The 21,768-nt window shown below is 33.9% G+C and carries 18 protein-coding genes and 3 pseudogenes; 3 read left to right on the forward strand and 18 right to left on the reverse strand.

Going from position 1 to position 21,768, the window contains the following annotated elements:
• Positions 1 to 12: 12 nt before the first annotated feature.
• Positions 13 to 1,848, forward strand: coding sequence for an amidohydrolase (locus VF726_RS17240; protein ID WP_440170486.1), 1,836 nt, complete (start codon positions 13 to 15; stop codon positions 1,846 to 1,848).
• A 309-nt stretch (positions 1,849 to 2,157) separates the two neighbouring features.
• Here the strand turns inward: VF726_RS17240 and VF726_RS17245 are convergent, their stop codons facing one another.
• From VF726_RS17245 to VF726_RS17270, 6 genes and pseudogenes are all read right to left on the reverse strand, one after another.
• On the reverse strand, positions 2,158 to 3,036 hold the full coding sequence (locus VF726_RS17245) for a LysR family transcriptional regulator (protein WP_440170488.1): 879 nt from the start codon (positions 3,034 to 3,036) through the stop codon (positions 2,158 to 2,160).
• A 218-nt stretch (positions 3,037 to 3,254) separates the two neighbouring features.
• Positions 3,255 to 3,589 (reverse strand): annotated as a pseudogene (locus VF726_RS17250) (MarR family winged helix-turn-helix transcriptional regulator).
• Between the two features lie 456 nt (positions 3,590 to 4,045).
• Positions 4,046 to 4,996, reverse strand: coding sequence for a magnesium transporter CorA family protein (locus VF726_RS17255; RefSeq protein ID WP_440170490.1), 951 nt, complete (start codon positions 4,994 to 4,996; stop codon positions 4,046 to 4,048).
• Positions 4,997 to 5,301: 305 nt separating this feature from the next.
• Positions 5,302 to 6,327, reverse strand: a complete 1,026-nt coding sequence (locus VF726_RS17260; RefSeq protein ID WP_440170493.1) for a ParM/StbA family protein — start codon at positions 6,325 to 6,327, stop codon at positions 5,302 to 5,304.
• Between the two features lie 35 nt (positions 6,328 to 6,362).
• Positions 6,363 to 6,764 carry a peptidase U61 gene (locus VF726_RS17265; RefSeq protein ID WP_440170495.1) on the reverse strand — a complete coding sequence of 134 codons (402 nt, stop codon included), beginning with the start codon at positions 6,762 to 6,764 and terminating at the stop codon, positions 6,363 to 6,365.
• A gap of 85 nt (positions 6,765 to 6,849) precedes the next feature.
• On the reverse strand, positions 6,850 to 7,236 hold the full coding sequence (locus tag VF726_RS17270) for a general stress protein (RefSeq protein ID WP_440170498.1): 387 nt from the start codon (positions 7,234 to 7,236) through the stop codon (positions 6,850 to 6,852).
• A gap of 119 nt (positions 7,237 to 7,355) precedes the next feature.
• Between VF726_RS17270 and VF726_RS17275 the strand changes: the two genes are divergently transcribed.
• Positions 7,356 to 7,511, forward strand: a complete 156-nt coding sequence (locus VF726_RS17275) for an acyl dehydratase (RefSeq protein ID WP_081101980.1) — start codon at positions 7,356 to 7,358, stop codon at positions 7,509 to 7,511.
• Positions 7,512 to 7,656: 145 nt separating this feature from the next.
• Here VF726_RS17275 and VF726_RS17280 read toward each other — a convergent pair.
• The 5 genes and pseudogenes from VF726_RS17280 to VF726_RS17300 all read right to left on the reverse strand — a co-directional run.
• Positions 7,657 to 7,929, reverse strand: a pseudogene (locus VF726_RS17280) (alpha/beta hydrolase); the annotation flags it as partial.
• Positions 7,930 to 8,349: 420 nt separating this feature from the next.
• Positions 8,350 to 8,472, reverse strand: coding sequence for a flavoprotein (locus VF726_RS17285; protein ID WP_440170501.1), 123 nt, complete (start codon positions 8,470 to 8,472; stop codon positions 8,350 to 8,352).
• 320 nt (positions 8,473 to 8,792) lie between these two features.
• A complete protein-coding gene (locus VF726_RS17290; protein WP_440170503.1) occupies positions 8,793 to 9,896 on the reverse strand; it encodes a Ger(x)C family spore germination protein in 1,104 nt (367 codons plus the stop codon).
• Positions 9,893 to 10,996 carry a GerAB/ArcD/ProY family transporter gene (locus tag VF726_RS17295; protein ID WP_440170506.1) on the reverse strand — a complete coding sequence of 368 codons (1,104 nt, stop codon included), beginning with the start codon at positions 10,994 to 10,996 and terminating at the stop codon, positions 9,893 to 9,895. The genes VF726_RS17290 and VF726_RS17295 overlap by 4 nt, the downstream gene beginning before the upstream one ends.
• A gap of 4 nt (positions 10,997 to 11,000) precedes the next feature.
• Positions 11,001 to 12,548, reverse strand: a complete 1,548-nt coding sequence (locus tag VF726_RS17300; protein ID WP_440170508.1) for a spore germination protein — start codon at positions 12,546 to 12,548, stop codon at positions 11,001 to 11,003.
• A 457-nt stretch (positions 12,549 to 13,005) separates the two neighbouring features.
• Here VF726_RS17300 and VF726_RS17305 point away from each other — a divergent pair, with 457 nt between their 5' ends.
• A complete protein-coding gene (locus VF726_RS17305) occupies positions 13,006 to 13,371 on the forward strand; it encodes a YxeA family protein (RefSeq protein WP_440170511.1) in 366 nt (121 codons plus the stop codon).
• 102 nt (positions 13,372 to 13,473) lie between these two features.
• On the opposite strand, the gene VF726_RS17310 is transcribed toward VF726_RS17305, so the two are convergent.
• From VF726_RS17310 to VF726_RS17340, 7 genes and pseudogenes are all read right to left on the reverse strand, one after another.
• Positions 13,474 to 14,184, reverse strand: coding sequence for an alpha/beta hydrolase (locus VF726_RS17310; RefSeq protein ID WP_440170514.1), 711 nt, complete (start codon positions 14,182 to 14,184; stop codon positions 13,474 to 13,476).
• Between the two features lie 103 nt (positions 14,185 to 14,287).
• A pseudogene (locus VF726_RS17315) lies at positions 14,288 to 14,389 on the reverse strand (tryptophan-rich sensory protein); the annotation flags it as partial.
• Between the two features lie 109 nt (positions 14,390 to 14,498).
• Positions 14,499 to 15,929: a cryptochrome/photolyase family protein gene (locus VF726_RS17320; RefSeq protein WP_440170517.1), complete on the reverse strand. Its 1,431-nt coding sequence runs from the start codon at positions 15,927 to 15,929 to the stop codon at positions 14,499 to 14,501.
• A gap of 85 nt (positions 15,930 to 16,014) precedes the next feature.
• Complete coding sequence (locus VF726_RS17325) at positions 16,015 to 16,527, reverse strand: carbonic anhydrase (RefSeq protein WP_440170519.1); 513 nt, start codon at positions 16,525 to 16,527, stop codon at positions 16,015 to 16,017.
• A 79-nt stretch (positions 16,528 to 16,606) separates the two neighbouring features.
• Complete coding sequence (locus VF726_RS17330; protein ID WP_440170521.1) at positions 16,607 to 19,231, reverse strand: DUF2309 domain-containing protein; 2,625 nt, start codon at positions 19,229 to 19,231, stop codon at positions 16,607 to 16,609.
• Positions 19,231 to 20,763: an NADH dehydrogenase subunit 5 gene (locus tag VF726_RS17335; protein ID WP_440170524.1), complete on the reverse strand. Its 1,533-nt coding sequence runs from the start codon at positions 20,761 to 20,763 to the stop codon at positions 19,231 to 19,233. Before VF726_RS17335 ends, VF726_RS17330 begins: the two co-directional genes overlap by 1 nt.
• Positions 20,764 to 21,359: 596 nt before the next feature.
• Positions 21,360 to 21,722 carry a DUF2294 domain-containing protein gene (locus VF726_RS17340; protein ID WP_440170527.1) on the reverse strand — a complete coding sequence of 121 codons (363 nt, stop codon included), beginning with the start codon at positions 21,720 to 21,722 and terminating at the stop codon, positions 21,360 to 21,362.
• Positions 21,723 to 21,768 lie beyond the last annotated feature (46 nt).

A 21,768-nucleotide genomic window follows, 5' to 3' on the forward strand; every position in this document is an offset into this window, starting at 1 on the left:
CGAGGTGTGAATATGAATGTACCGGATATGATCTTATATAACGGAAAAATCACTACTCTTGATCCCTTTCAACCTGAGGTATCTGCTATCGCCATAACTGGTGGTTTCATAACTGCAGTAGGTGGAGATGAGCTTCTTGATAGTGCCACAGAAAAAACAAAAAAAATAGACCTTAAAAGAAAAAGAGCTATTCCAGGCCTGAATGACTCTCATATACACGTTATTCGTGGCGGTCTTCATTATAATATGGAATTACGATGGGAAGGTGTGCCTTCCATTGCCATTGCTCTTGAAATGCTCAAAGAACAGGCAAGGCGTACTCCTGCTCCTCAGTGGGTAAGAGTAGTTGGAGGTTGGTCTGAATTTCAATTTAAAGAGAGACGGATGCCAACTTTGAAAGAGATTAATGCTGTTTCCGAAGACACACCTGTCTTTGTGCTACATCTTTACGATAGAGCACTTGTAAATCGTGCAGGGCTTCGTGCACTGGGATACACAAAAGATACCCCAGACCCTCCAGGTTGTTTAATTGAGCGAGATAAACGAGGGAATCCAACGGGCCTTTTAATTGCGAATCCTAACGCTTCTATTCTTTATTCAAGTTTGGGTAAAGCTCCCATACTTAATTTTGACGATCAGATTAACTCAACTCGCCATTTTATGCGCGAATTAAATAGATTAGGTATTACAAGTGCCATTGACGCAGGTGGCGGGTTCCAAAATTATCCTGACGACTACAGAGTTGTTGAACATTTAGCCGAGAAGGAACAATTAACTTTACGTATTGCTTATAATCTATTTACACAAAATCCTAATCATGAATATGAAGACTTTGCTTCATGGGCAAAAATTGTTTCTCCAGGTCAAGGAAATGATAAGTATAAAATGAATGGTGCCGGAGAAATGTTAGTATTCTCTGCAGCTGATTTTGAAAAATTTCAAATGCCACGCCCCGAACTAGCTACGATGATGGAAGCTGACTTAAAGAAAGTAATTTCTCTATTGGTGGAAAACCGTTGGCCATTCCGTTTACATGCAACTTATGACGAGTCAATCACACGTTTCTTAAATGTATTTGAGGAAGTCAACAAAGAAATTCCTTTTAATGGTCTACGATGGTGGTTTGACCATGCAGAAACAATCTCAGATCGTAGTATGGAACGTGTTAAGGCTTTAAATGGCGGTATTGCCATCCAAGACCGCATGGCTTTTCAAGGTGAATACTTTGTTGATTTATACGGAAAAGAAGCTGCCAAGCGTACTCCTCCAATTTATCGTATGTTAGACCTTGGTATACCTGTTGGCGCTGGTAGTGATGCAACTAGGGTTTCCAGCTATAACCCTTGGGTTGCTCTTTACTGGATGGTTGCCGGAAAAACCATTGGTGGGCTTTCCATATACGATGAAAAAAATAAACTTGATAGAAAAGTAGCCCTGGAATTATATTCAAAAGGAAGTGCGTGGTTCTCTGGTGATGAAGGTAAAAAGGGAACTCTTTCAGTAGATCAGTTTGCTGATATTGCTGTATTGTCTGCTGACTACTTTACTGTGCCAGAAGAAGAAATTAAAGACCTTGAATCATTACTCACCATTATGGGTGGGCAGGTTGTTTATGGAAATGATGAATTTAAAAATTTATCACCTGAATTGCCCCCAGCATCACCTGATTGGTCACCGACGGGAGTTTATGGTTATGGTGGTGCTAACCTAGCCCACACTATACTTTCTCAAAATTCCCATGATAACAAGTTACATAGTTGCAGTAACCCTCTCCATCAACACACTCATACCGTAATAGGAAAAGATGGAACTAAATGGGGTATTGGTTGTACTTGCTTTGCTTTCTAAGTCAAAACCACCGGTATAATGCCGGTGGTTTTCTTTATACAATAAGGATATGTAGAAAGAAATAGCAGTATATCCCTAATGGAATTTATTACTATGCGATAAGACCGTAGAAATTATTGATTAACTTGACTTGTTTTTAACAGCCTTCTCTCCTTGCAAAGTCTGCCCTTTTTCCCTTAAGTAAAAGCCCATGATATTCCCTTTTGAAGCGACTACACCATACCTATAAATCTACTAGCCCTTTGACTGTAATTTAGGTCTTATCCTAAGAATTATGTATCATTTTTAATTCTTACACTATAATCATTATTATACTAATACCTTTTCGGGTTCATTTAACTTCTGCATAAAGATACGTGCTGCAAAACTTAAAAATTTATCATCAAAGTGAATAAGGTTAATATCTTGCCTTGGTGTCGGATCAATAATACGAACTATGCTCAAAGTATCATTATTCACAAAGTCAACTAGTGAAAGAGGTATTATGGCAACCCCATGCCCATTATATACAAGGCTCAATAGAGAAATAGAAGATTTTGTTTCTATATTTGCTTCAGATAAAGATAACCCTAAACTCTCACAATATATTTTAATAGATTCACGACAACTACATGCAACCATTATTCTCCTCAGCCCAGCTAGTTCTCGAAAAGAAACAAATGGTTTTTCATCCAAAGAATGATTTTTTGGAATGACAAGGACGAGCTCTTCGCTATACAAAAGGGTGCTTGTTAATGTGTCTGGAATTTGAGCACTACGTGTAATCCCTATATCAATATTTTTGTTAACGATTTGATTTACAGCAACTTCGGACTCTATAATTTTTACAACGATGTTGGGATACTGTTGTTGAAACTTCATAATATAAGGTGTTAAATAAGTGAGATCCTCTAATAAACCTCCTATAGTAATCACACCTCTTTTTACACCCTTTAATTCAAAAATTTCATTATAAACGTCATCAAATTGTTGCATGATAAATTTTCCTTTATCAAATAGCAGCTTACCCGCTTCTGTCATTTTGATACCTCTTCCAACTCGATGAAACAAAGGTGTATCAAGTTCACCTTCTAACACACGGATTTGTTGACTTAAAGTCGGCTGTGAAATACCTAGAACTTCCGCAGCTTTAGTAAAACTATTATTATTACAAACTTGAATAAAATACTCTAAATGACGTAATTCCATTCTTGATACCCACTCTCCGCTTTATGAAAGATTTATAATGAAAAGGACAATATGTATACGTTAACAGAACAACTATCTTTCCTACTATATCAATTGCAATTACATAATTTCTTTATTTTGTACTACAATACATTTACTACTATTTATTGATTTTCCCTCCTATTTATTTAATTTATATTTAATTAGGATATTACTAAACAGAAATAACCTCTAAAAACTTACAATTTCCGTTCATAATATCCTAACTTTTTCAACTGTTTCATTATCATTTTTTCTCAATATAGTCCAAACTACCAAATATTTGCCGAATCCCTTCTTTTCCAACCTATCCACTACATACGTGATACTACTACTTGCAAGTAATATTTTGATCTCCAAGTTTTTGTATAGGCTAATCACCCTTACTGTATAGTAGCTTAAGCACTACAAATTCAGTTGGGTTAAGTCCATAAATTTTTATATCCTTTTCAATACGTTTAGTGATTGACTGTAATTCCCTTGATAATATAACAAATAACTTTAAAGATAAGCTCTCATCGTTAATCACGCTCATAATTACCAATCCTTTACAACTTATCTTGAATTCGAGATTCATTATATTATCGTCAAAATATTATGTCAATCATTCGTTTTAGTTTTATCAAGCCACTTATAATTTATTTCTCAACATAAGAAATATGGAGTTAAAAGAAAACAATTGTTACTATATAAGTATCTCAATTACGTTATTTCTTTTAAAGAGAGCTTGTTTTCTAACGCAAGTTCTCTTTTGTCATATTCTAAATAGAATCCGGACAAATTTTATATGGTGAATCTACACATGTATAATATAGTTTTTAAACAAAGATTAGAGCTCTCCTACAAGAAGGAGAGCTCTAATCTTTCATATAAATATTCACCATTTTTATCATTGCGGGGACATCAAAACTTTAAGTGGATGGGGATATGATACTACCTCAATTAATAAATATTACTAACCATATATCTATCATATTTTTTGTAAACAGGATTAATTGGATTTAAAAAAAGATTTCTTTTTCTTTACTCGTAATAAATCACCTGTCCATCCTTTGAATCGCATATACATATACATACCTCCTGTTGTGAACATAATAAATAAGAGAGCAATTAAATAGCTATATTTCCATTCTAGTTCAGGCATATATTTAAAATTCATCCCCCACAATGCTCCTAAGGCCGTCAAAGGCGTACTTACAGCAGTTAATACAGTAAGAGCTTTCATAATTTCATTCCCACGATGAGAAGAAACAACTTCTTGTAAATGAATCATCGTGTCTAATTCTTCTTGGTACTCTTTAACAAGTTGTAATCCACGCTCTAATTTTACGTGTGTTTGTTTATAACAAAGGGTGTTTGTTAAGTTTTCTAACCAAGCTTCCTCCAGGCCTTGTAACACTTCTTGTATTAAGCGAAACACATGTGTGTTCATAAATAATTCATGACGAATATGATAAATTCTTTCTAAAACTGCTATGTTATTATGATGATAAAAATCCCATAATACATTTCTAAAATTGTTTTCAAAGTAGTCAACCTTTCGCAAATAGTGAGATATAAACATTGATAAGATAGCACATAATCCTTCAGCGGAACTATTACAATGTTTTGTACCCATAGGGAAATTATGTATTAACTTTTTGAAATCCTCTTCCTCTTTTTCTTGGACCGTTATCAGTATTCCATGAGCTACGAAATAATGAAGAAATTTTTGAATTTTGGCGTCCTTTTTATCTTGATCATATAAAAACGAACCATATACACAAGTTTGACTTGGTGATAACGTATAGACATATAATCCATTTTCACAAGGAGAACTTATTTTCTTTACAAATTGAGAAAAATAAGATGTTACATCACGAGGGATTATAGAAGAAAGTTTTTCAAGCTCACTATTTTTCACATGATACCAACTCCATTTCGGCATTTTTATGCATTCCATATTATTCTTCCTTTCTGAATAGTTTTATGTTTGATCGAATAATATTCGTAATATGAAATTTGTATGTAGGTATTCATGTCTTGGAGGAAAAGTTTTTAGATCAACTAAATTACAAAATAAATGGCATAGGAGGTCTTATTATGTTAAAAGGAAGACCCCCTATATATTAGCTATTTTTATTCTCAATTTTAAACATTTCCTCTATACAAGCACTTTTTATCTTTTCTTATAAAGAATTTATTATATGTGGAAAAGAAGCTACATAATTTGGCACGTCTATTCAATGAACTCCATTTCGGTCGTTATTATAATTTAGATTCATATGCAGATAGATTGGTGATGTCGTCAAATACTTGACTTCCAATAATGTAGTATCCATGAAGTGCAGCCTCTTTCGAAGCGTCTACCATACGGAAAGAAGAAATTTCACGTTGTATTTGTTCAATTCGTTTTTTGTGGAGATCTACTATTCCTCCTGTCCAAATAATAGTGTCATACTGGTCTAACTTAAATTGTTCTTGTAATGCATGCATAACATCTTGGAAGTGTGCATCCAACTCTTTTTGAATCAAAGTATCAACCTGACTTGTCTGATGATTTTCTTCTCGATATTCATATCCTTTTTCTAATATGTTTGGCATGTCGTTAATATGCAATTGATTACTTTCACCCGCATGATTCTGCACGATATTCTTAATATTTTTCAATGGCTTGCTACATCCTAGTTCCGTCTCATAATGATTTAAAATGACATTCTGTTTCATATCTGTCATTTCTAATGTACGAAATCCACCATCAATAATTAAGATACGATCTCGTTCCTGAATGATTCCCTCTTTTAAGAAATAGGCATGTAAAGCGACCGGTTGCTGAAGAATCAAAGCATTTTCCACCGTAATATTAATAAATTTCCCATCAATTTGTACGGAAGTTTCTTTTTTTAGTGCACGTTGTAATTGCTCATGCTGACTACCAAAACAACTAACGGGAAGCCCGGTAACAACTAAAGGCAACACGACATTTTCTTTATAATCCTTTGCAATGCAACCAAATATTTGTTGTTTAAACTGTTCGCTTTCATAATAATTTTCTATTTCTTCGTCAAATGGAGGAAGGAAGGAAGCGTCAGATTGATGTGCTTCATCTCCCATGTAGTATGCAAAGTCTAAGTCTATAAAACTTACCTTTGTTAAATCTTCACTTTCAGCATGATTGGGTACAGGCGCTAGTGTAGAGGCTTCACTCTTAATCGTCACCTCAGAATCTATATCCTGGCGATACGCCCGCTTAGTAAAGCCAATTCCTACATCAATTGCATACAGAGATTTCATACTTTTTTCCTCACTTTCTCTTTTTAGAATTAAATCTAAGCACTCTCTTCTTTCCCTTCTTTTCTATATTTCTTTTCATTTTTCGTTTTCTCCCCGTCTAAGTCCTTACTATTTTGATTTATTTCGTAATCCTTTTCATCTTTTTTCTTTTTGTTATTTTCGTTTTCTGTTAAATCTTTAATAGTAGAAATGACAACTGGTGTGGCTGTAAGCAGTTGTGGTAATGTTTGTTTTGCAACATTAGCTGCATTTACAGAGAATTGTTTACTTGTCTCAGTTACCTTCTCTATTGTTTCCTTTATGTTCCCTTCTTGTAGTTTTTCTTTTACGCTTTTTCCTGTTGTTTGTATAGCTTTCCGATTTTCTTTTTTTAATAAGGAGACCATGATTCCAGTCGTAACCCCAATCACAGCATATTTAAATATTGTATGTTTCATTTTTCTCACCCTTCTCTACTTTTATTTTCTTTAATGCTACGACCTAAAATAATTACCTTATCGATTTATCAGATGTTGCAATCTATTAGAGAGAATGATAGTTTTGCTGCTGCCTATCACTCGCCGTTGGTACTTCAGCTGTTACTAGAAGTAAAATCTTCCCTTGATCTAGTTTTTCTTCATATAAGTTAGCTTCCTCCTTCGACAACCCTATTTCCTCCATTTGATTTCGGAGCTCGTCCCCTTTTTTAGAGAAAAAGTTGATAATACTTGTTCCCAATCCTTGTTCTTTTACTCCAATCGTATTTATGTTTGTATCATCCGCAATCTTTTTTGTTAGATGTTTTTCATGTGTTAAGACGTAAATGTCATCTTGGTGAATCCCTTGTAATTCTAGCTCTTTTACTTTCATAACTACTTCATGTTCATTATCATATTCATGAACCACCGGTTTTCTTTCATCCTTATGCATTGTATTTTTCCTCCTTTAGATTTTTTATTTTCTTATTTAGTTGTTATGTAATATGTAATACACCTATTTTAAAGATGTTAAACCTAAATTTTCGAAAAATTTAATACAATAGGTTATTAATGTTTTTCAATATTAACGAGATGTCACGAGCACTTTCCTTTGATAGCAGTGTTACAAATAACGATTTGTTTGGAAGGCAAGCCCCTTATTTTATAGAAAAATTCTATTTAGAAAAAGTCACAAAAGGAGAACAAGATACTTTTTTCGGTAATTAAATCAAAAGAAAAATAAAAAAACACTCCTTTTCAAAGAGTGCTTTAAAAAACATATAACCTAATAAATATGTTTCTATTTTGATTACAGAAAGAAAGTCTTTATTAAAACATATGGTTGCTAATTTAATTGCAATCTTCCTTGCACCTAAGCAGCAATATCATTTATAACATACTCGAGGATATTAGCAGGACTATAATATTCATCCGGTTTACTTATTTCCCCATCATCCTCTGTAAAGAAATGATTTAACTTTGGATATAGTCGATAATCAACGTTATCTCGTTCTTTTAGTTGTTCTTTCCAAAGAGGGATTTCGATTTTCGATTGAAATTGATAGTCTCGTTCTACTTGAATAATAAAAAGCGGTGTCTTTTGTTCTTTTGACATTTCCACTGCTTTAATTTTACGGATAGAATCCTTACTTCACAGGATTTTTTTGCTTTTTCCATTATATCCTTACTATACAAATGAAAATATACAAACTTTGCATAAAAAAATGTTTTTATAGTATCTTTTTAATATCCATGTCCGCCTTGCCACCAGCCTGCATAGCCTTGTCTCTGTGAGTTCATTCCTTCGCATCCCTTCTTATTAAAAGTCCAAATACTGTAACTCGGTATTCTCTAAATATAATTATATATCCCAAAAATAAATGTATCCGCAAACATCCTGATTATTGGTACAGTAATTATCTAATGAAAAAAACATTTATTATTGCAAATCTAAGCTCTATAGTTGGGCTTTAGTTCTACAAAGAAAAACGATACTTCACTATTGAAATATCGCAAAAAAACTATTTATTTACATTATTATGACTATAACCCTATCCGGTATTAGTTACTCACCTAAAATTGCAACGGGGCTAAACGATTCATAATGAATCAATTCCTTTTCTATACTGTGTTCTTTTAATACTGGAGCCGTTGACTGCACAATTTGTATTATTTTCTCGTCAATCATAAATGGTACATCTCTTCATATACAATGTTTTTATAAAACATTAGCATTATTTGAAATTCACCTTTCATAATCCCATTTTTCACTTTTAACTTCAGAATATCGAATCTTTTTTTAATTATTATGGATCTAAACTGATTCAATAGTTCCGGTGCAATTGCTCTGAAGTTTTTACACTAGAACCTTCTTATTTACGCAATGAAAAATGTTACCTATAACGGAAAAGCCCAGATAGCGATGTGGCGGCACTCTTATTAAAGGCATTTCTCCTTCTAAAACAGACAGTACTTGCAATCTTAGTACAAATCACAGTTGAATTCATGTTACTTAATCGTACCCATTCCGCCAATTTTAATCTTAACCTTGACGTTTACATCGCCTTTTGCTAATTCGTTGCCCCAATTATTTTGTATTTTTTTCCATTCCGCATATTTGTATGTTCTTGCATATCCTCCAAGCCCAATAGGATCAATTTTGGCGGTTTGTATTTTTTGTATTAATTGCTTGAAATCAGCTTCCAACTTAGCTTCAATCGCCTTTTGTAATTTTGCTGCGTCCTTTCTAGTGTTAAACGAAAAAAGTCGTTCTGTAATACCGATTCTCATCTTTACATCTACATTAAATATAAAATGATCATCATATCTTGCCTTTGTCTTTACTTTAATACCATAGGCAGCAAAGCTTATCAAATCTTTATCTTGACTATCTGAATTTAGCTTAATTGGAACTGTAAATGGTAACTCCCCTGCAGTTCCTTGTTGCAAAATGCGTAAGAGTTTGTTTTCATCAGGTTTCAATGTTAATTTATACTTTCCTTTTTCATCCAATAAGGCTGTACCTGTCACCCATATTTTATTCTTTTTTTTCAGTTCAGTAATATTTGCTGTTAGCCCTTTGTCTGCTCTTTGTTCATATAATTCTTGAAGTGTTGTTTTCACCGTGATATTTCTTAAAAAAGCGGTATCAACTAGTTTTGTTAAATATATAGGAAGTCGCGGTTTATCTTTTGGACTATAGAAGATGACGTCTGAAACAGGTCCATCTACAGCGACAACCCTTGCGGTAACTGTATTTTTGGGATCACGGTAAAATGGATCAAGGTAAATTTCCCAGTTTTTTTGTTTCAGTAGCCTTTTTCCAACTAAAATAACCTGTGTTTTACTTCCGGCGGTAAGTGCCATAACTGTAGCATCAAATTGGTCTCTTGCTTTTCGAACCGTAGCAGATTTCACACCAGTAGTTTCTTCTTTTATTTTTGCTTCTTTATTGAAAACAGGGCTTGATATATACACTAATAAATTATCATTAGGATCTAAATCGATACCAAGAATAAGAGTAAGAGAAACATCTTCAACATTTCTTTGATCGAAGCATCCAGTCATCAAGAACACCAATAACAAAATACAACATAGTACTTTTCTTTTCAATGTATTCTCCTCCGGCGAAACTTCTCATATAGACAGCAATACAGCCATAAAATAATAGGTAATATATATGTTAATCCTAATCCAGTATTCGATAATACCTGTTGCCAAATTTCAGATTCATTCCAACTAGGATGAGTCCAAAATGTGAATCCGATAATAAGCAATAAGAGAACAACTACATGAGAGCTGTGATCTTGTTTTCTAAGTAATTGACTAGAACAAAATACCGAACAGTATAGGGCAGGGATCCATGATGTGGAAACAATAGTTAAGTAAACAGCCAATAAAATCATGTCAAAACGTTCTAAAAAACGAAATTCAATTACTTTCAGTAAATTTAGTACCGGTTGATTATATTGCGTAATGCTATCAGGGCTAAAATAGGCAAAGCAAACAATAGTAGCAAATAAATAAAATAACATCGTTAAGGTGTTTGCTATAACCATTCCATGGACTGCATACTGTTTTTTTTGTAAAAATGGATATAAAAAGAAAGCAATATCAAACCCTAAATAAGCATAAACAGTGCTTGGTACAGCGGTTATTATAGGTTTCCACCCTTCTTTTAAAAGCGGAAAGAACGGCATCCAACTTCCATTCCCTATAAGAGGGATTAAAAAAAATATCGGAATCCAAAGCGCCATATAAAAAAAAAGTTCGGCGTATCGTCCTAAAATACTAGGACCGTTACGTGCAACAAAATAGGTAGGAATCGAAAACAAAAAGATAACGATATAGTCAGGCGTTTTCGGGAGAAGCCATCCCTTAAGGTAAAGCATAGCGTTTATAAGAACGATACAAGAATAAAAAGCGAAGTACATCATGTAAATAACAACGAATGCTTTCCCTACTATTTTTCCAAACAATCGTATAAGAATATCATAAATCGTATCCTCAGGATATCTTGCAGCTGTTTTCACTATAAACACACCTGATATTGTGGAGAAAATCCAACCAATCAATATAGCTATCCATCCATCTGTTCCAGCCTTTTCTGCAAGCACACGTGGAAGCGATAAAACGCCAGTGCCCACCTGCACTCCATTAATTAAAATAATATACTGCATAAGAGTGATTTCATTATAGGCATACTTTTTCATAATTTCACCTTTTATTATGATTCTTTCCTTGTCGAATAGTTTGATTGGTTCCATTCCCCTTAGGACGCCTTCTTATTGTCCATAAAGGAAAGCGTACAAAAACATCTTTCATATCTGCAAAACGAAAGGGTGCTAATGGTGTTCCGTAAGAAGTACCTAGCGATTTAAGACTACTTAGATGCCCAATTAAAGTCATCCACCCGATAACAATTCCTACAATTCCAAATAAGGCAGCTGCTAGCATCATTGGAAAACGTAAAAGTCTTACTGCCGCTCCCATATCATAGTTAGGAATAACAAAAGAAGAGATAGCGGTAACAGCGACAACAATAATCATAATATTGCTTACAATTCCCGCCTGAACAGCCGCCTGACCAATGACAATACCACCTACAATTCCAACTGTCTGACCAATCGGAGTAGGTATCCGTAAAGCACCTTCTCTCATCGTTTCCAATGTTATTTCCATAAGTAATGCTTCCATAACTGGAGAAAAGGGTACGCGCGTTCTTGATTCAGCAATAGATAAATATAGCTCTACAGGAATAACTTCAAAATTAAAGGAAATAAACGCAACATAACTCGCCGGCAGAAATAAAGCAACCATAAAGGCGATAAAACGAAGCAACCGAATAGACGAAGCAACTAACCACCTTGTACCGTAATCATCAACTCCTTGAAAAAAGGAAATAAAATTTGTTGGAGTAATTAATACATTAGGTGAATGATCCATTACAGTTACAAATCTGCCCTGTAAAATGTGAGATACAGCCAAATCAGGTCTTTCAGTTAATATAAATTGCGGAAACGGCGAGTAAGGGTGATCTTCAATGAATTCTATAAGTTCACCATTACTAGTCACAGCGTCGATTGTAATATTTTGAATTCGTGTTTCTAATTCCTTCAGCACATCTTCAGAAGCTACATCTTTCAAATATAAAATAGAAATTTTGGTTTTGCTTCGTACACCAATTACTATTTCTTTTATCGCTAATTCACGATGAGGAATATATCTTCGAATCATTGCGATATTTTGACTTCCAGTTTCTATGAATGCTTGATGTGCACCCTTTAGAGCTATTTCGTTATGTGCATCTTCAACACTTCTTTGTGGCCATCCTTTTGTATCCAATTGATGCGCTGTTGTTCGACTGTGGATTAATAAAACACTATCTCCCCCATAAATAGCATTTTCAATCTGACTCAATGTATTAATAATTTTAATTTGTCCTAATGGAATTGGAAGTTCTGTATTGGTATCAAAATCACTATTCATCAAAGGACTGAGGACATGATTTTGAATCAATTCTTTATCTGTTAATCCAGACAAATATACTAAAGCTACTTCTAATCCATCTACTGTTATTTGAAACCGCCGAATTACTAAATCAGGCGCTTGACGAAATATATTCTGAATATGAGCTATGTTTTTGGTTAAATCAGCTTCTAAGAGGGCGTCTTCAATATTTTTTTCCTGAAAATGAGTATTGTCTAGTATTGGAAATGACTTAGGATTATCTCTATATTTTAAACGCCTCAAAAATTTAGCCATGATTCTCTCACTTTCTATATACTTTTTATAGTATGTTTAGTATGCATATATTAAGGGGAAATATCCTAATAGTTCCTACAATTATACTTTTAGGACATTAGATACATTTCTCGCTATCTCTTTTATTCATGTATTCCCTCTTGTTGTTGATGTAACTTTTCAATTGTAACTGACACAGATCTAAAACTCTAAACACACTCTCTTTCCTAACGACTACTAATCGTGCAATTTCAGAATCTAAATTGCGTAAATTCTCCTATATTCGCTCCCCTATAAAAGTAGATGTTTAACATATTGATGATAGTTTTTCTTTTTTCTTCTGTATGTCCTAATAAAATAATGTTTGGTTAAAATAACCTTAAAACTCTTTTTAAGAAAAACTTAAGAAAATCTCCCTTTATTCATAAGAATTTTTTTCTATACTGAAGCATGTAAATGAACAATAGGAGAAACGATCATGAAAAAATTTGTAATTTGCATAATAGGAATAGGTCTTCCTATATACTTACTACCTTTCATATTACGCGGGGATTTAGACAGATTTAATCCGATTGCTGAAGAAAAAAATGTATACGCCGTTGCGCAGGGGTATGGTGTTCCAGATTATCATTATAAAGGCCGGGCTATTTACTCACTAAAAAGTGTTGATGAATTAAGCAATGAGAAAGAATATAAAGTAGGAACGAACACCCCTAATGATTTTATTAGAAAAACTTACTTAAAGATTCATGTAAAAGGAAAATATGTTTATTCTTACGATATTATCTCTGAAAAGGACATACCAGAGAAAATAAGGGGACAATTGAAAATAGTATTTAACTAAAAGAGCCAACTCATATGAGTTGGCTCTTTATTACCTCTCTCGTCTATCATTGTACTATCTTAAGGGAGAGGCATTCTTTTAATAAATTTATGAAATTCACTATCACTGTTTTAACAACCATTGCTCAATTACTTTCACTGTTTCATCTTGTTGTGCTTTTGGCGTAATTAAACTCGCATTATCACCTTTTTGCTCACCGTACATGCCAAAATTAGCATGATTCCCCCCTTTTATCATGTGCATAGTATTATTCTTTGACATTAACTTTTTATTGTTCTCTATTTTTTCTACAGTTGCTAAAGCATCTACTTCCCCGTAAATTGATAACATTGGAATCGATTTGGCAGAGAAATCATCTGCAGGATAAGAACCTAAGAAAATAATTCCGTCTACCTTTTCTTCATGTTGAAAGGCATACCTAGAAATCATAGCTCCGCCCATTGAATGCCCAGCAACATACCATTTTTGAACTTCAGGGTACTTTTCAATTACACTATCTACCTCATTTATTCCAAGTATCGCTAAGTTTAATGGTAACTTAGGCATTACTACAAAATGCCCATCTTTTGCAAGTGCTTCCCCTAAGTAACTATAAGCCTCGGCTTCTACTTTAGCTCCTTGATAAAAAATAACCCCTATTTTAGCATCTTTCTCTCCAAAAGCTATATAATCTTCATCTTTTTTATCATCTACTAAAGACAAAGCCTCTTTCGTTGGTTTATAAGTAAACTGAGACCAAACAAAAAAACTAATACTTCCTATAAGTAAAATACCTAGTAAAGAGTACAGAATAATTTTTATCCATTTCTTCACAAAGATGACCTCCCTAAGATGTATATATTCTATATTTTAGATTACCATTCATACACATAAAAACTCGAGCATTTTTATTATGCTCAAGTTTTTATTTACGTCTTTAATTTATACTATAAATTGTCCAAGATAAATATGTAGCAAATGTAGCCCATAAAAAATATGGAATGAGCAACCATGTAGATACTTTAGATAAATTAATAGAAGGTTTTAGAAACTCTATATGATTCGTATGCTCTTTCAATGAATACAACTTTAATACGTAAATAGACATTATAACCTTTACATATCAAATTCATATTGACTCGTGTATTTTATATAAATTCTTTCATACTTTTATATGCACAAAGTGCTCTCTCTCGTGCTGCCTTATGATCAACAACTGGCAAAGGGTATGTATCACCAAGTTTTATATTGGCCTTTTGTAAAATATGCTCAGGTGCTTCCCAAGGTTTATGTATATATTTATTCGGTATATCTCTTAATTCTGGTACCCATTTTCTTATATACTCCCCATCTTTATCAAATTTTTCTCCTTGTGTGATAGGGTTAAAAATACGAAAATACGGTGATGCATCTGCCCCACTTCCAGCAACCCATTGCCACCCCATTGTGTTATTTGCAATATCAGCATCTAGTAGCGTATCCATAAACCACTTTGCTCCTTCTTGCCAAGGAATTAATAAATGTTTTACAAGAAAAGATGCAACGGCCATTCTTGCGCGATTATGCATAAAACCAGTTTGCCATAATTCCCGCATTCCCGCATCGATAAATGGATAACCAGTTTCCCCCTTCTGCCATACTCTTAATAATTCCTCGTCATTATTCCATGGGAATTTTTCGAAACGTTCATTAAGAGGCTTAGATACTGTAAACGGATAATGGTATAGCAAATAATAAGAAAACTCTCGCCAAATCAATTGACGTATAAAACTATTCACTTGTTTTTCAAAAAGACTACATTGTCTTTCTATACTTTTATTTATTAAGTAATGATATATTAGCTTTACTGATATTTGACCAAATGAAAGATACGGTGCCAACATCGAATGAGCATTTTGATTTGGAAAATCTCTTCCTTCACTATAAGAGGCTAATTTGCTAGAGAAAAATTTCTTACATGTTTTGTATGCCCCTTCTTCTGTAGGCTCCCATATTGATTCCATATGAGATGTCCACGGAATAGTCGGCAGCAAATGTAATTCTGAAACAGATAAGCTTGCTGGTAAAGAGCTTCCTCCCTTTATACGCTGCACTTTACTAATAGGCTTAGGTATTACCTGCTTTTGAAATGCATTGTAAAAAGGCGTAAACACCTTATATTCAGTGTTATCTTTCTTTTTAATAATCCACGGTTCTAATAATAAATGTGAATTAAATTCCTTACAGACAATACCTTTACCTTCTAATATTATTTTCATTTTTTGATTAGATTGTAATCTGTCCGGATCATAACAAATATTCCAATATACAGCCGTTATACTTAATTGTTCTATGAGAGAAAGTATTTCTTCCTGTGTATTTCCTTTGCGAATTATTAAAGTAGAACCCAATGCCTCAAGTTGCTTCTTTACATCTATTATTGCATGGTGTAACCACCACTTTGATGCCTCCCCCATTGAAAAAGCTTCATCTTGTACATATACCGGAATAACCTCACCGGACTGAGTAGCTTCAAATAGAGCTGGGTTATCATATAAACGAAAATCTTTTTGAAACATAACAATAATTTTGTTTTGCATGGCTATCCCTTCTCATTCTTAAAACATAGTAAACTTTATTATATAACAGTAATTTATACATAAGAATTTATTTGTCTTTCATAGATTAATTAACTTTTTCAACTACTTTATTAGTAGCAATTTTAACAGCCATTTCTTTTTCACTTGTTCTATCAATCATAAAACCATGAACTTTAATATCAGAAGGCACTAATGGATGATGACGAATCATATCTATACTCTTCTCAATATTTTCACTAACATTTTCTTTTCCACTTAGCCATGCATTCAGGCTACCACTTGAAAATTCAGGCATGCAATTTTTAAAGAGATAGTCTATTTCTCTGTTATTTTTTATGGAATCACGTTGAATTTGTAGATTAACTACATCAGTTTCTTTATCCTCTATTCCTACAACAAAAATTTCTTCTACATTTTCTTGATAAATAGCAATAATAACAGATCTCATTATATCTCCATAAGGATGTACAATTACAGAATCATAGCTGTGTATAGTCAACATGTTTTCTTGTTGAATGTTAGTTACTTGTTGGATAATAGGCTCTATTCCGTGTTCAATGTCTGTTAATAATAATACTTTTTTATTATTTGAATTCATATGGAGCACTCCTTCTTCATTATTGTATTTATGGAACTTTTAAACTAGTAACGATAGTTGATTATTCATTACATAATTGTTACCAGTTTTTCCATTGTCCTTCTGGATCAACACTTGCTAGTCTAACCCATCCATTTTGAACTTTTTCTCGAAATGTGAAATCGGTATTTAGCAAACGTTCTATATATTCAATAGGAGCTTGAATTACAATTAGTAAACGAAGTGGTGAATGATACATCTCACTATCTGACTGCATAACCGATTGCCAAGGTAAGCCCGGCAACAGGTCACTAGCATTCCCTTGCATAACACCGAGACCTGCCGTTACGGTTTGGGTTGTTTTGTTTCCACTACCATAATAATGAGGTGCTACAGTTGAAGCGTAATACTGTAAATTTATCCACTGAGCTACTGTTCCAGGTCCTGCAATGATGTTAGCTAATATATCGCCACTTTCATCCTGTTTCCAATCATAATTATGAAGGAAAGCCCTACCTTCTAAATCACAATTCTGAGTTAATTCTCGTTGCCCGATAATAAAAGATGCATTACGGGCTAATCCCCATTCCGGACGTATTTCACTCCAATCTTCTGCAAATCGATGTGCCTCTTTACTCGCGTTTTTTATTTTCGTTTTAAAATTAGGTAATTGCATTAAACGCTCTCTATTTGCATGTTGGCTCACATTTGGCATAACCGATTCAATACAATCAAATGCTTCTTGCGCAGTTTCCGAAAGTTCTGGGACGTAAATCCATTCCAATTCATCCACGGTTGTTTTATGTTCAGCTGCTGCAAAAATGGTATCCTCAGGAATTTTAATGCCTTCAGCAGACAATGCCTCTCTTACTTCTGGAAGATTACATAAAGTAGCGAAAACTCTTGCATTGAATCCTCCTGCTGCTCCGCCACACGCACCACACTCAAGCGCTGCAGCATAAGGGTTGTTTGTACTTTGACTACTGTGGCCGCACATTACAACTAAAGGCGCGAAACCTTCTGTTAATCCCACCATTTTTAAAGCTTGACGCACATAATTCACTTTTTCTTCTTTCGTAAAACCGATAGGTATCTCGCATTTTGTATCATGAACATGATTAAGCGAGAATGTTGTATCAGGCTTTTGCAACATATTTTTACGAAGATTACGAATGAAACCACCTACTCTTCTTGGCACAAAACTCCTTGTCATCATTTGTAGACCAAGTAAAGGGCCACTTACCTCAGGTAGTAACATACTTGTCAGTACGTTCTGTTTCATCGTTTTAAATGTATAACTTAACGAATTACCTACCATCTTACGTTGCTCATAAGATTTAAATTCATTTTCATCTGTGATCTCTTTGATTTGATGTTTCGCTTTTAATATAACTGGCAAAGAAGGATGGCTGTCACTACTACCTAGTTCACTAGTCGCAATCGGTAACCCAAAGAAACCAGCTATTCCAAACGTTTCAAACGGACCTAACTTTTCAAGGTGGCGACGAAATGGTTCTGAACGTACATCAATACAGAATGCTAATTGAGCTAATACATGCTTTTTATCATTAGTTGCACGTTGTTTAGAAGCAATCTTCTCTCTTAATTGCTCTGCATGCGTCTGTTCCCAAGCTTCCAACCAAAGTTTCCTGCGAATATTTTCATCAAAATGATATGCAAATGCTAATAATTCACTTTGTTCAGCTGCAGGCATTTGTGACCATTCCTGGGTTGAAATATTCCCCCAATAAATCCAAGAAGCTATAAGTGGGACAATCGCAACTTTTTTCTCAGCCTTTTGATTTGTTAAAGGTAAATAAGGTTTTACAATGGCCAGCTCCATAGAAATTCGAACTGCTAAATATTCGATAACGAGTTCCTGTTCCTGAATTGATTGTCGGGAACGCCATAGTATCATTCCTGCCCACCCAGGCAAAGCAAGCAAGTGCCCTTCAAGGTAAGCTTGCATGTTAGATTCAGCGATTCCTAATTCAGATAAAGCTCTTGTTAAAGCTACCTGGGCATCCTGTGGCCAATCTTTTAAAATTTTACGCTCATTTTTACTGAGCGCTGGATCAAATGTAATAAGGTGATGCCATGCACGATACAAACCTTTCTCTCGATTTGGCATCGTCCAACTTGACCCGGAGTCATCCAAATATAATTTACACCATTTAATAATGTGATAATTAAGAATATCAGATAGGTTTTCACCCTTTTGATTCTCTATAAGTGAACTTACAGGTTGCAAAGAAGAGTCTTTCATACTTCCTGTATTTATATAGCTTAATTCCTCTGCCAGTTTATTTAATTGTGGCGATGATACTAGGCTAGAAGGTAATTTCTCTAATTTTAAAGCTGCTTGGCAAAACTGCTCCGCTTTCTTTCGCGGGATATGAAAAGATTGTGAATCAAGCCAACGAGACAAACCACTTTGTAAAAATGATTCCTCAATCTCCTCTTTCGCCTTTGCTGAATGAATCATTGAAGCACTAGGATATATATCCACATTACGAATTTCTTTTAACCAATCTGCAACTTGTTCAAATGATTGTTTTTCAAGTCCCATCCAAGGGTGATGAGCTGCAAATGTAGCGATTGGCCAAAGTGGTGCAATCACTCGGCTAGCAGATTCAACTAAATCATTTATATTCTTTTCTTGTATTTCAATGTTTGTATCTTTCTTTTTTAAAGTTTCTTTCATTGCTATTGACGGTATGCTCATCACGAATTACCTCCCTTTGATACATAATGTTTCAGATAGCTTGGATGACTTTCTACTGACTTTTGTCGCGCCTCACCTACTCGAACGAACCAAAGATACATTACAGCAAATAAAGTAGAGGATTGATTACGAGTAACGAGAGTACTAATAGCACTACCAAATAATAAGAGACATATAACAAATATAATGGCTGAAGTCGACGGTTGAACATTTTGATACATGTCAGTATGCAACCATTTATAAAGAGAATTATGAACGGTAAAGTAAACGAGAGAAAATCCAGCTAAAATAAATACGCCAACAATTCGTCCCATTCTTCCCTCTCCAAAAACAACAAGTTGTTTCCATGAAAAATATAATGACCACCCTAAAATAAACGCACTAACTAATTCATACCCTTCTCCAGAAGTCGTAAACCAAAAAGCAATCGCTATAAATAATCCGAAAACACGTCCGACCATAATCCATAAATTAGACATCTTTTCATTAGACTGCTTCACTGCCCCAAAACGTTCTACTGAAGAACCAGCTTGTAAAAACAGTGTAGCTTTAAACAAACCGTGTAAAATTAAATGAATAACAGCCGCTAAATAGGCTCCTAATGCGCATTGGATGAGCATAAAGCCCATTTGTGCAATAGTTGATCCCACTAGCTGACGTTTATAATCAACTTGAACTAGGCTAATTCCTGTTCCTATTAAGACAGAAATACTAGAGAAAATAAGTAAAATGATTTGTGCAATATCATCATGAAAAAGAGGTGAAAATCTAGTTAACATGATACCGCCAGCATTTACTAAACCTGCATGCATAATAGCAGAAACAGGCGTTGGAGCAACAGCTGACTCAATTAACCATCTTTGAAAAGGCCATTGTGCCGCTGGGATCATCACAGCTAATATAATGAATAAGTTAATTCCTGTTTTCTCCAATGTTCCAAATTGAGTTACATTTTCATTCGTTAAAACTGATGTTAACTGCCACTGTCCAGTGACTTGAAAAAGCCAAATGATAGCTGCTAGCAAAGCAATCCAGCTTATTATAAATAAATAACTAGAAATTTTTGTTGCTTCGCTAACTACTTTCCACCCTCTATTTAGCCTTATGAGTAAAACCAATCCTATAAGAGTTGATCCCCAACAAATAATCATGAAACGAAGATCATCACTTAACCATGCAACCGAAGATATACCTGTAGTAAATGTAAAAAGTGCAAAGTATTTTCGATATGAGCGATCTCCCAGTAAGTAACGTATAGAAAAACGCTGAATGATTAAACCAATTGTAAGAACAAAGAAAGCCATGAACCAAGCTAAAGTATCTAAATGCCAAGGCCCCACAACGCTATCTCCATTGTGATTAACAAGTGCGAGTAAAGAAACCAATGAAGGCAATGCAGCGATACCAATATGGATATGAACAAAACGTAAAGGTATCCTTGCATGTAAAAACAATAATCCACTTAGCCAAGAAGCGCTAAGCGCCATAAAAAATAATGTTAACAGTGTTGATGAACTCAGCGAAATTAACATGTAAAATACTCCCTTCCAAACGAAAATAACCTATAAAAATTCCTTTTTAAGTAAGATAGTTTTTTAATTTCAATTTTCATTCACTCTTTTTAGTACATCGTTTTTTCCCATAAAAAAAACCGACAACTTCCATAATTCAATGATTTTATATCATCATTGAATTATGGAGATTGTCGGTTTCACTTCAACTAACTTCAATAAAGTTTTTTGAAGAGCTCCCATTTTATAGAGGATAATAATGTATGTATTACTCCTATTAAAAAGAAAAGTATATCTCTGATCTCCTAGATTATGCAATCAATATATCAATTTATGTTATATGCTATCTTTTCATTAAGAAACTTTTTCATTTAGTCAATATTACATATTAAAAAAATGCTAAAGCCTTAATTATAGCAAACTGTTAAAGTGAGCATCTAATAATTTTTTTAAACAATTATAAGATAAACCATATTAAGCAGTTTGTCAATTTTTTATCAGTTTTTAAAATTTATTATACCTAAATAACTTCAAATTTTTAATTATTAGTATGTTAATAAAGTGCAAAACTTGTAGGTTTCTTAATCCTTCCCCTAACCTTAAGTTGTTTATTATTTTTAAAACTTTTCCTCAAGATTATTTAGCAATTTAAAAATCATTACTCGTTCACCTGTACGTGAGCTTATATCCGTATGAAAACTTTTCACTTTTTCTTCAGTTAATTCTAGTATAATCTCTTTCAGATCATCAATTCCAGATTCAACTAGCTCCGAACGATTTTTCTTTATCGTTAGCATACCGTCTTTCGTTTCGCAAACAGTATATTCAGCCGGCGTTAAAATACCTTGTAAATTTACGATAATCATATCTCGTAATATATCTGTCTTAACGGATATAGATCCGCGTCCTAGGTAGTCCTTTTCCCAGTGCGTAATTGCTTTACTTATCTCTGACTCAATAGAGCCTTTTGAGTTTTTCATTTATGTATCCTCCTTCAATAAAATAAATTTACAATAACAATATAAT

Source organism: Bacillus sp. Brlt_9 (genome assembly GCF_051948935.1).
In the GTDB taxonomy this organism is placed as follows: Bacteria; Bacillota; Bacilli; order Bacillales; family Bacillaceae_G; genus Bacillus_A.